12 protein-coding genes are annotated in these 10,290 nt (G+C 66.4%); 7 read left to right on the top strand and 5 right to left on the bottom strand.

Features of this window, described 5'->3' with window-relative positions; translation table 11 throughout:
• The first annotated feature begins 20 nt into the window (after positions 1 to 20).
• The 5 genes from ACFULV_RS13880 to ACFULV_RS13900 all read left to right on the top strand — a co-directional run bounded on the left by ACFULV_RS13880 (position 21) and on the right by ACFULV_RS13900 (position 3,725).
• A complete protein-coding gene (locus ACFULV_RS13880) occupies positions 21 to 302 on the top strand; it encodes a phosphoribosyl-ATP diphosphatase (protein ID WP_174562637.1) in 282 nt (93 codons plus the stop codon).
• A gap of 56 nt (positions 303 to 358) precedes the next feature.
• A complete protein-coding gene (gene hisG / locus ACFULV_RS13885) occupies positions 359 to 1,210 on the top strand; it encodes an ATP phosphoribosyltransferase (RefSeq protein WP_378627402.1) in 852 nt (283 codons plus the stop codon).
• A gap of 484 nt (positions 1,211 to 1,694) precedes the next feature.
• Positions 1,695 to 2,198 carry a hypothetical protein gene (locus ACFULV_RS13890; RefSeq protein WP_378656366.1) on the top strand — a complete coding sequence of 168 codons (504 nt, stop codon included), beginning with the start codon at positions 1,695 to 1,697 and terminating at the stop codon, positions 2,196 to 2,198.
• Positions 2,199 to 2,463: 265 nt separating this feature from the next.
• The gene (locus ACFULV_RS13895) at positions 2,464 to 2,598 is read left to right on the top strand and encodes a hypothetical protein (protein WP_266290015.1); all 135 of its coding nucleotides are present in this window, start codon (positions 2,464 to 2,466) and stop codon (positions 2,596 to 2,598) included.
• Positions 2,598 to 3,725 (top strand): YeiH family protein, encoded by a 1,128-nt coding sequence (locus tag ACFULV_RS13900; protein ID WP_378627408.1) that lies wholly within the window; start codon positions 2,598 to 2,600, stop codon positions 3,723 to 3,725. The genes ACFULV_RS13895 and ACFULV_RS13900 overlap by 1 nt, the downstream gene beginning before the upstream one ends.
• Before the next feature lie 19 nt (positions 3,726 to 3,744).
• Here ACFULV_RS13900 and ACFULV_RS13905 read toward each other — a convergent pair whose 3' ends face one another.
• Both ACFULV_RS13905 and ACFULV_RS13910 read right to left on the bottom strand, forming a co-directional pair.
• Positions 3,745 to 4,146 carry a nuclear transport factor 2 family protein gene (locus ACFULV_RS13905; RefSeq protein WP_358182305.1) on the bottom strand — a complete coding sequence of 134 codons (402 nt, stop codon included), beginning with the start codon at positions 4,144 to 4,146 and terminating at the stop codon, positions 3,745 to 3,747.
• 69 nt (positions 4,147 to 4,215) lie between these two features.
• Positions 4,216 to 5,115 (bottom strand): RecB family exonuclease, encoded by a 900-nt coding sequence (locus ACFULV_RS13910; RefSeq protein WP_378656369.1) that lies wholly within the window; start codon positions 5,113 to 5,115, stop codon positions 4,216 to 4,218.
• Positions 5,116 to 5,238: 123 nt separating this feature from the next.
• On the opposite strand from ACFULV_RS13910, the gene ACFULV_RS13915 reads away from it, so the two are divergent.
• Positions 5,239 to 6,072: a tRNA (adenine-N1)-methyltransferase gene (locus ACFULV_RS13915; RefSeq protein WP_378656372.1), complete on the top strand. Its 834-nt coding sequence runs from the start codon at positions 5,239 to 5,241 to the stop codon at positions 6,070 to 6,072.
• Here the strand turns inward: ACFULV_RS13915 and ACFULV_RS13920 are convergent, their stop codons facing one another.
• Both ACFULV_RS13920 and ACFULV_RS13925 read right to left on the bottom strand, forming a co-directional pair.
• Complete coding sequence (locus ACFULV_RS13920; RefSeq protein ID WP_378656375.1) at positions 6,073 to 7,353, bottom strand: acyltransferase; 1,281 nt, start codon at positions 7,351 to 7,353, stop codon at positions 6,073 to 6,075.
• A 194-nt stretch (positions 7,354 to 7,547) separates the two neighbouring features.
• Positions 7,548 to 8,078, bottom strand: a complete 531-nt coding sequence (locus ACFULV_RS13925; protein ID WP_378656378.1) for a hypothetical protein — start codon at positions 8,076 to 8,078, stop codon at positions 7,548 to 7,550.
• Between the two features lie 187 nt (positions 8,079 to 8,265).
• On the opposite strand from ACFULV_RS13925, the gene arc reads away from it, so the two are divergent.
• Positions 8,266 to 10,026, top strand: coding sequence for a proteasome ATPase (gene arc, locus ACFULV_RS13930; RefSeq protein WP_056809924.1), 1,761 nt, complete (start codon positions 8,266 to 8,268; stop codon positions 10,024 to 10,026).
• Here the strand turns inward: arc and ACFULV_RS13935 are convergent.
• On the bottom strand, positions 10,027 to 10,290 hold a 264-nt coding region (locus ACFULV_RS13935), incomplete at its 5' end, for a hypothetical protein (RefSeq protein ID WP_378656381.1).

Genomic DNA, 10,290 nt, shown 5'->3' on the forward strand with positions numbered 1-10,290 from the left:
GGAAAACCGCTGGGTCGGGTATGAAACAATCTCTACTCGTGAAGAACTTCGAATCCCTGTTCGCCGAGCTGACCGAGCGTGCCCAGACCCGTCCCGAGGGCTCTGGCACCGTGGCCGCGCTGGACGCAGGCGTTCATTTCCAGGGCAAGAAGGTCCTGGAGGAGGCCGGCGAGATCTGGCTGGCCGCCGAGCACGAGAGCGATGAAGCGCTCGCCGAGGAGATCTCCCAGCTGCTGTACTGGGTCCAGGTGATGATGCTGGGTCGCGGGCTGAAGCTCGAGGACGTGTACCGACATCTGTGACGGCTGATCCGTCTCGATCGACACGTTTCTCACTTCCCCGAAAGGACCCCATTCCCATGTTGCGCGTCGCAGTTCCCAACAAGGGTTCGCTGTCGGAAGCCGCCACCTCCATCCTGAGCGAGGCCGGATACCGCAAACGGACCGATTCCCGCGATCTCACTGTTCTCGACCCCGCCAACCAGGTCGAGTTCTTCTTCCTGCGTCCCAAGGACATCGCCATCTACGTCGGCTCCGGTGAGCTCGACCTCGGCATCACCGGCCGTGATCTGGCCCTCGACTCCGGTTCCCCGGTGAGCGAGCGGCTGTCGCTCGGTTTCGGCCGCTCGAGCTTCCGCTACGCCGCCCCCGCCGGCGAGGACTGGAAGGTCGAGGATCTGGCGGGCAAGCGCATCGCCACCTCCTACCCGAACCTGGTCCGCGCCGACCTCGCCCGCTTCGGCATCGACGCCGAGGTGATCCGCCTCGACGGCGCGGTCGAGATCTCGATCCAGCTCGGTGTCGCCGACGCCATCGCTGACGTCGTCGGATCCGGGCGCACCCTGCGTCAGCACAACCTGGTCGCGTTCGGCGAGTCCCTGTGCGATTCCGAAGGCGTCCTCATCGAACGCACCGGGTCCGACCGCGACGATCGCGCCCGCAACCAGCTCATCAACCGCATCCAGGGCGTCGTCTTCGCCCAGCAGTACCTGATGCTCGACTACGACTGCCCCAAGTCGCTCTTCGACCAGGCCGTCGCGATCACCCCCGGGCTGGAATCACCGACGGTCTCGCCGCTCACCGATCCCGAGTGGGTCGCCGTGCGCGCCCTCGTTCCCCGCAAGCAGGGCAACGAACTGATGGACCGCCTCGCCGACCTCGGCGCCAAGGCCATCCTCGCCACCGACATCCGCTCCTGCCGAGCCTTCTGAGCTGTTCCGACCGAGGCCCCTCACCTGTTTGTCAGGCGGGGGGCTTCTTCGTGCGCCGGCCGCCTACTGCGCGGAGAGACTTTCTAGCGCCTCGCGAATGAAGCACAGGGGGCACACCGGGTCGAACGGCGGCGTGGGCATACCTCCGATGATGGGCTGGGCGACGGTCGGGGGCGCGATCGGGGTTGCCGATGCGACGGCGGGAAAGGCTCCGATCGACAGTGCGATAGCGGCAGTGGCGACGGTCCTGGATAGAGCGCTGTTCACCTTTTCTCCTCACCGAGCGGATTCGCTGTTGGTTCTCGATACTCTACGGACACGATGCGCTCGGGGCCCGCGACGTTCGGGTTCGGTTGTGCGTCAACGGAATCCGCCGACCCAAAGGTAGGACCCCGATCGTGCTCGGCGCTCGCCGGTACGGTGAGTGGGACGGAAGCTGTGCCGGGGGAGTTGGCGCGGGTCGTCGTTGCGGGAGGGATGTTCGATGTCGCGTTGGACCAGGTGGATCACTGCCATGGCGGTGCTCGTGGTCCCCATTGTCGACTGGATAGCCCGGTCGTATGCGCCCGCCGGGTGGATGTTTGCCTTCTTCATCTTCTTCGGAGCTCCGGTGTGGCTGGGATGCCTGGGCACCGGCTGGTGGATCGCGAAGGGCCTCGTGGTCGACGAGCGGTTCCTGTCCGCTTCACGCGTCCTGCAGGGATGTGTTGTTGTCGCGCTCTGGGCTCATCTGCTGAGCCTGACGTTGTTCTGCTGGTTCCTGGCCGACGGCGGTGACAACGCCGCGTGGCAGTCCCCGGCGTCGAAAATTCTCGGGGTCGACAGCGAGGGCAGCGCAGCGCCTGAGTGGCTGCGAGAGATGAGCACGATCGGTCTGGTGTCGATGCCTGCCGCCGCGTTGTGCATGCTCGGGGCGTGGGTCGCGTACATGGGCAGACCCCTGCTTCGCGATCGGTCACGACCGCCGTTGGAACCTCGCCGCGAGTAGGCTGGACGGCAGATTTGTCCGGGCAATCCATGATCGGGGCGAACATGTCGAACAAGAACGAGCACGAGGAAAAGATCGAGAAGGAGCAGGTCGAGCGCGAAGAGGAGCGGCGCCGGCTGGAAGCCGAAGAGGAACGCCGTCTGCGGTAGTTTCGCGCGGCGCCCCGGCCGCGATCTCGTCGATTGATTCAGCGTGAGTGCAATCGGTGTACTCGCGTTATCCCGTTGCTACCTTGCGTTTCTCAAGAGGAACGCGAGGAGTCATCGTGTCGCAGACACAACCCGAGCCTCGGCCGGGCAGCGCATTCAGCTGGAACGAAGACTGGTTGGCTACCGTCGTCGGGCTCGTCCTGATCGGCCTGGTGCTGGTCGGCGCGATCCCGGATTGGCTGGTGCCGTGATGGGGGAGGTCAGGACGACGTCGGAAACCGCGGCGTTGCAGGCGAATACGCGGCCGACGGCGCGCGACATCGTGGCCGGGATCCTGCTGGTGCTCGCGCTGGGCGCGTTGACGCGGTTCTTCGACACCCATGTTCCGCAGTGGGCCGCGGATACGCCGTTCAAGCGGGTCGCGAAGACGGTCGAGTATCCGGTGTACGCGATCGCGATCGGGTTGATCGGCAATGTGGTGCTGAGCAAGATCGGCCTGCGGGACCGGCTTTCGGCTGGGTTCCGGACCGAATTCTTCATCAAGACCGGGGTGGTGCTGCTCGGCGCTTCGATCAATCTGAAGATCCTGGTGACGGCGGCCGCTCCGTCGATCGTGCAGGCGCTGGCGTTGATCACCATCGTCTTCGGGTTCACCTGGTGGCTGGGCGGGGTGCTCGGTCTCGACGACAAGTTGCGGGCGCTGCTGTCGTCGGCGGTGTCGATCTGCGGGGTGAGCGCGGCCATCGCGGCGGCGGGTGCGGTGCAGGCGCGACGCGAGCAGATCGCCTACGCGGCGTCGCTGGTGATCATCTTCGCGTTGCCCTCGATCTTCCTGTTGCCCTGGCTCGCCGATGTTCTCGGGCTCTCCGATGCGGTGGCGGGCGCGTGGATCGGTGGCAATATCGACACCACCGCCGCGGTGGCTGCCGCGGGTGCGCTGGCGGGTGAGCAGTCGTTGCAGATCGCGACGATCGTCAAGACCACGCAGAACGCGCTCATCGGTCTCGTGGCGATCGCTCTCACCGCCTGGTTCGCGTTCCGCGTGGATCGCACCGAGGGTGCCGCTCGTCCGAGTATCGGCGAATTCTGGGCCAGGTTCCCGAAATTCGTGCTCGGATTCATCGCCGCGTCGATCATCGGCACGCTGTATCTGCAGTCGGTCGACAAGAAGACGGGTGCCGCGCACATCGCCGTCATCAACGACCTGCGCACCTGGTTCCTGATCCTGGCCTTCGTCTCCATCGGCCTGGAGTTCTCGCTGCGCGGGCTGCGCGAAGCCGGCTGGCGGCCGATCGTGGTCTTCGGATCGGCGGCGGTGGTGAACCTCGCTGTCGGCCTTGGTCTTTCGGTGCTGCTGTTCCGCGACTTCGCGGTCTGAGTACGCGCCGCGGGCAGCCTCAGGAATCAGCCCGGCTGCTCGCGGTCGCCTCGGCCTTGATCTGTTCGAACTGCGCGCCCATCCGTGCGGCCAGTGCGGTCGCGGCCGACAGCGGACGGACCATCACCATCAGCTCATCGATCTTGCCGTCCTCGTCGAGGTGGACGAAATCGCACCCGGTGAGTTGCTTGCCGTCCACGGTGGCCTCGAACACCAGGGCGTGATCGCGCCCCTCGCCGATCTCGCGCACGTAGCGGAAGTCTTCGAAGACGCGGATCACCGCGCGCAAGATGGCCGCGGTGATGGCCTTGCCGGGATAGGGCTGGAAAGCGACGGGGCTGGTGAAGACCACATTCTCGGCCAGCAATGCCTCGATGGCCGCTTCGTCTCGTGCTTCGACCGCCGTGCGGAAAGGATGCATCTGTCAGCTCACCTCATATTCAACGAGTTGCATAGGGTGTGCGTAGCTTAACCCGCGCAGTGAGTGCGGTCACACGTCTTCGGGGAGACGTTCTGTCACCAGGTCGGCCGGGACCGGGGCCTGGACCGGCCAGCCCGGATAGGGCGGGGGTGTGCCGCCGTACTCGGGGCACAGAGGCTTGAAGTCGCAGTACTTGCACATCGAATTACGAGTGGGCGGGAAGTCCCCGGTTCGGCCCGCGTCGATGATGGCCTGCCAGAGCGCGGTGAGGATGCGCTGGAAGCGGTCCAGTTCCTCGCGCTCGGGTGTGTAGGTGAGAATGTTCTTGTCGGCCAGATAGATCAGGCGCAGTTGGGCCGGGACGATGTCGCGGGTGCGCAAGATCATCAGCGCGTAGAACTTGAGCTGGAACAGCGCTCGCGCCTCGTGCAGGGGGCCGGGGGAGCGACCGGTCTTGTAGTCGACCACGCGCAGCAGGCCGTTGGGCGCCACGTCGATGCGGTCGACGAAGCCGCGCAGCGGAATATCGCCGTCGAGGTCGACCTCGACCCGTTCCTCGAGCGCGTGCGGCTCGAATCGGCGCGGGTCCTCGAGCGCGTAATAGCTCGCGACAAGTGTGCGCACTTCGTCGAACAGCGCTTCCGGCCCACCCTCGGCGACGAGCTCGTCCACCCCGTCGCGCTCCGCGCGCACACGCTCCCACGCCCCCGGTACCAGCTCGGCGGCCCGTGCCGGCTGACGCTCGGCCGCGGGCAACCCGAACAGGTCTTCCAGCACCGCGTGCACCACGGTCCCGCGTACCGCGGCTCGCGACGGCGGTTCCGGCACCCGATCGATCGCCCGTAACCGGTACTTCAGTGGGCACTGCTTGAAATCGCTTGCCCGCGAAGGCGACAACGCCGGACGCGACCGATGCACCGGCGCGTCGGCGGTGTCGTCGGTCAGGGGCACGGACAAGGGCACTGACATGTTTCGCAGGTTAACCGCACACACCGACACGATCGCGCGGCCGCCGCGAAATAGCTGACCCGTCGATCGCGCGGATCGCCGCGCCTGGCAGGCTGACAGGTCCATTCGAAGAACGGGAGATCAATGACGGCCAGACGAACCGGTCCATTCGCTATCGGGGACCGCGTGCAGCTGACCGACGGTAAGGGACGCCTCTTCACCGTGGTGCTCGAGGAGGGTAAGGAATTCCATACCCATCGCGGCGGCATCAAGCACGACGACCTCATCGGCAACGACGAGGGCACCGTGGTGAAGTCGGTCAACGGCACCCCGTATCTGGCCCTTCGCCCGCTGCTCACCGACTACGTGCTGTCGATGCCGCGTGGCGCCGCGGTGATCTACCCCAAGGACGCCGCCCAGATCGTGCACGAGGGCGATGTGTTCCCGGGCGCGCGGGTGCTGGAAGCCGGCGCCGGTTCGGGCGCGCTGACCTGCTCGCTGCTGCGCGCGGTCGGTCCCGAGGGCGAGGTGATCTCCTACGAGATCCGCGACGACCACGCCGAGCACGCCGTCCGCAACGTGGAGACCTTCTTCGGCGAGCGGCCGGCGAACTGGTCGATCGCGATCGCCGACGTGGCGCAGTACGAGGGCCCGCAGGTCGATCGCGTCGTGCTCGACATGCTGGCGCCGTGGGACGCGTTGCCCGCGGTGTCGAAGGCGCTGGTTCCCGGTGGGGTGCTGGTGGTCTACGTCGCCACCGTCACCCAGTTGTCGAAGGTAGTCGAGGCGCTGCGTGAGCAGGAATGCTGGACCGAACCGCGCTCGTGGGAGTCGATGGTGCGTGGCTGGCACGTCGTCGGCCTGGCCGTGCGTCCGGAGCATCGCATGCAGGGCCATACCGCGTTCCTGGTGAGCGCGCGGCGGCTGGCCGAGGGCACCGTCACGCCCAAGCCGCAGCGGCGTCCGTCCAAGGGCTGATCACGCGCGGGTGAGCAGGCGGGCGGCGAGCAACGCTGCCGCCGCGCCTGCGAACCAGAGCCCACCGTCTGGGGTGAGGCCCCATCGGGTGGCTTGCAGGATCGCGATCCCGGCGGCGATCACGGTCAGCACGGTGGCGGCCGAGCGGACGCCCCGCACTGCCGCGACCGGCCCGTCCCACCAGCGCAGCGGTGTGTTCTCGAGGCCACGCAGGCCGAGGAACAGCGCGCCGGTGAGTGCGGCGGTCGCGGTGAGCTGCACCGCCGTGAGCAGCCAGAATCCGGATTCGGTGGGTGCGGCGCGGTCGGCGCCTGCCAGGTGGCTGAGTACCAGCACGGTGAGCAGGGCGGGCATGTGCCACAGGTACAGCGTCATGGCGCCGGTGTTGCCGATGACGGTCGACCACCAGACGCGCGGGCGGGCGGCGAGACGGCGCAGCCAGGGCGCCACGGCGACGGCGGCGCAGCACAGCATCACCGCGTGCCCGGCCAGCAGCAGCGAGGGCGGCGCCAGATTCGACAGCCGTTGGCCCGGCACGGTGACCATGCTCACCTCGTACGGGCCGACCAGGACCAAGAGCACGTCGACGACCAGAACCACCGCGGCCAGCACCGCCGCGGTCCGCCGGCGCAGCAGGCCACGCAGATACCCGATCCCGAGCACCGCGGGCACCAGCCAGACGATCATGTTGAGGTAGCCGAGCTCGGTCGGCCCGCCGGTGAGCCGCACCACGTCGACGATCGCCGTGCCTGCCACGATCACCGCGACCGCGGCGAACATCCGGCCACCGCTGGTGATCAGCGCCGCGAGCGACGGCACGAACGCCAGCACCGCCAGGTACGTGCCGAGAAACCACAGCAGCTGCACGCTGGTCACCGCGAGCGGACGGTGCCACCCCGGCGCGAGCACCAGATCGGCCACCACCAGCAGCGCCACCGAGGCGGCCACGAAGTAGCCGAGCGGTCGGACCAGCCGCTGGGCGCGCCGGAAAAGCCAAGCGCCCCATGATGTTCCCGGCCCGATGCCGCGCGCACCCGCGGCCACGCCCGCGAAGAAGAACAGCGGAAGCACCTGCAGAACCCAGGTGAGCGGGCGCAGCATCGGCAGATCGGCGAGCACATTGCCGAAACGCACCTCGGTGCCCGACACCGTCACGGTCAGCATCAGGCAGTGACCGGCGACGACCACCACCAGCGACGAGATCCGCAGCAGATCCAGGAACCGGTCACGATCGGCCGGGGTGTTCGCGGTGACCACCGCGACACTGGGAACAACGCTCATGCCAGAGACCATCGCAGAATTCGCGCCGCCGACACAGCGCGGAACTACCCCGGCCGCTGAGTGAAACTACGGGGGTGTGGCCCGCCGGCCGGCCGCGAGCGATCCAGGCCGGGTGATCTTGTGGCCTGCGTGCGGTGCACAGCGACGACACGGCCGGGGTGGTACTCGCGGACCGTCCGGGCCGTGCCGATCGGTCAGGCGGGCGTGCAGGGGGCCTGGGCGAAGCCGAGCAGCAGGCAGCCGCTGGCGTCGGAGAGCTTCCACGTGCCGCCCTCCTGCTGCCAGGTGACCGGGAACGCGGGCGCCGTGCCGTGCGGAGAGGTGATCGTCACATCGGCGGTGGCGGTGTCACCACTGGCCGCGACATTGTCGACGGCGAAGGTCAGGGTGTAGCCGGCGAGCATGCCGTTCATCTGATCGATGTTGGACTTGTGCGCGTCGCCGTTGACGATCAGTTTCGCCTTGTCGTCGGTGGATACTCCGGGATCGGCGAACTTGATCAGCGTCGCCTTCAGGGAATCGGCGGTGGGTGCCGCGGCGTTGTCACCCGAAGGTGCCGGAGTTGCCGAAACGCTGGACGGAGCGGCCGCGATACTGGTACTGCTCGTGGTGGCATTCGTCGAGGAATCGTCGGAATCGCCGCAACCGGTCAGTCCGACGGTGACGGCGAGCGCCGCAGCGGCGGCGGCGACGGTGACACGGATCGTGCGGGGAGGAAGGAGCATGGACAGCAACCTTTCGACTCGTTGGGCGAGTGCCCCGTACGGGGTGTTAGGGGAGCCTAACAGGTGCAAATGTGTGGTTGATGTCGTACCGACCGTACAAGATGTGATCACGACGAAACCATGTCGGAAAGCGAGAACGGACCGCGCCCGGTAGCGTTGATAGACCGGGACTGGGAGGAGCAGCATCATGAGCCCCAACGAGAATTCGGATTCGGCGGCCTGGCGAGAGCTCGAGGCGGTACGCGCCGAGTCGGCTGCTCTTCGCAGGCAACTCGCCGATTCGCCGGATCGCGCACGCGAATTGGAAGCCAGGATCGATTCGCTGACCATCCGCAACGGCAAGTTGATGGACACGCTCAAAGAAGCGCGCCAGCAGCTGATCGCGTTGCGCGAGGAAGTCGATCGTCTCGGCCAGCCGCCGAGCGGATACGGCATCGTCATCCACGCCTACGAGGATCAGACGGTCGACGTCTTCACCTCCGGTCGCAAGATGCGCCTCACCTGCTCGCCCAACATCGACGCCGACGCACTGGAATACGGCCAGACCGTGCGCCTCAACGAGGCACTCACCGTCGTCGAGGCCGGAAATTTCGACGCCATCGGCGAAATCGGCACGCTGCGTGAGATTCTCGACGACGGCAGGCGCGCGCTCGTGGTCGGTCACGCCGACGAGGAGCGGGTGGTGTGGCTGTCGGGTCCGCTGTCCAAGATCGCCGAATACGACGACATGGCAGACCCCGATTCGCCGATTCGCAAACTGCGCCCGGGTGATTCGCTGCTGGTCGACACCAAGGCGGGCTTCGCGTTCGAGCGCGTTCCCAAGGCCGAGGTCGAAGACCTTGTGCTGGAAGAGGTTCCCGACGTCGACTACACCGACATCGGTGGCCTCGGCCGTCAGATCGAGCAGATCCGCGACGCGGTGGAACTGCCGTTCCTGCACAAGGATCTGTTCCGTGAGTACGCGCTTCGCCCGCCCAAGGGTGTGCTGCTCTACGGTCCCCCCGGGTGCGGTAAGACGCTGATCGCCAAGGCGGTGGCCAACTCCCTCGCCAAGAAGATCGCCGAATCGCGTGGTCAGGATGCCAAGGAAGCCAAGTCGTTCTTCCTCAACATCAAGGGCCCCGAGCTGCTCAACAAGTTCGTCGGCGAGACCGAGCGTCACATTCGGATCATCTTCCAGCGTGCGCGCGAGAAGGCCTCCGAGGGCACCCCGGTGATCGTGTTCTTCGACGAGATGGACTCGATCTTCCGCACCCGTGGTTCCGGTGTCTCCTCCGATGTGGAGACCACCGTTGTGCCGCAGCTGCTTTCGGAGATCGATGGCGTGGAGGGCCTCGAGAACGTCATCGTGATCGGTGCGTCCAACCGCGAGGACATGATCGACCCCGCGATCCTGCGGCCGGGCCGTCTCGATGTGAAGATCAAGATCGAGCGCCCCGACGCGGAGTCGGCGCAGGACATCTTCTCGAAGTACCTCACCGAGACGCTGCCGCTGCACGAGAGCGATCTGCGCGAGTTCGACGGCGACAAGCAGGCGTGCGTCGAGGCGATGATCGAGAAGGTCGTCGAGCGGATGTACGCCGAGAGCGACGACAACCGGTTCCTGGAGGTCACCTACGCCAACGGTGACAAGGAGGTCCTGTACTTCAAGGACTTCAACTCCGGCGCGATGATCCAGAACATCGTCGACCGGGCGAAGAAGTACGCGATCAAGTCGGTGCTCGACACGGGTAACCCGGGTCTGCGGATCCAGCACCTGTTCGACTCGATCGTCGACGAGTTCGCCGAGAACGAGGACCTGCCCAACACCACCAATCCCGATGACTGGGCCCGGATCTCGGGCAAGAAGGGTGAGCGGATCGTTTACATCCGCACGCTCGTCACCGGCAAGAACGCCTCGGCCAGCCGGGCGATCGACACCGAGTCCAACACCGGTCAGTACCTGTAGTCACGATCTGCGAAGGCCGCGTCCCGGTGGGGCGCGGCCTTCGCGTTTCTGTTCACTTTTTTTCACCGAAACGCTGCGCGGTGGCAAGTGAATAGGGCACGCTTCACTTGTTCGTTTCACCTGATGAGGACTTACGAGGAGCGTTGTCATGGCCGGTTCCGCCGCTGAATTGCTGACCGAGATCATCCTGCAGACCATCCAGAACCTGTTCAGTTCGATCAGCGCCGGCTGATCGAACCAGCCTGCTGCGACGAGGGCCGCGTC

The sequence above is a fragment of the Nocardia sp. NPDC057272 genome, from assembly GCF_042668615.1.
Taxonomy (GTDB): Bacteria; Actinomycetota; Actinomycetes; order Mycobacteriales; family Mycobacteriaceae; genus Nocardia.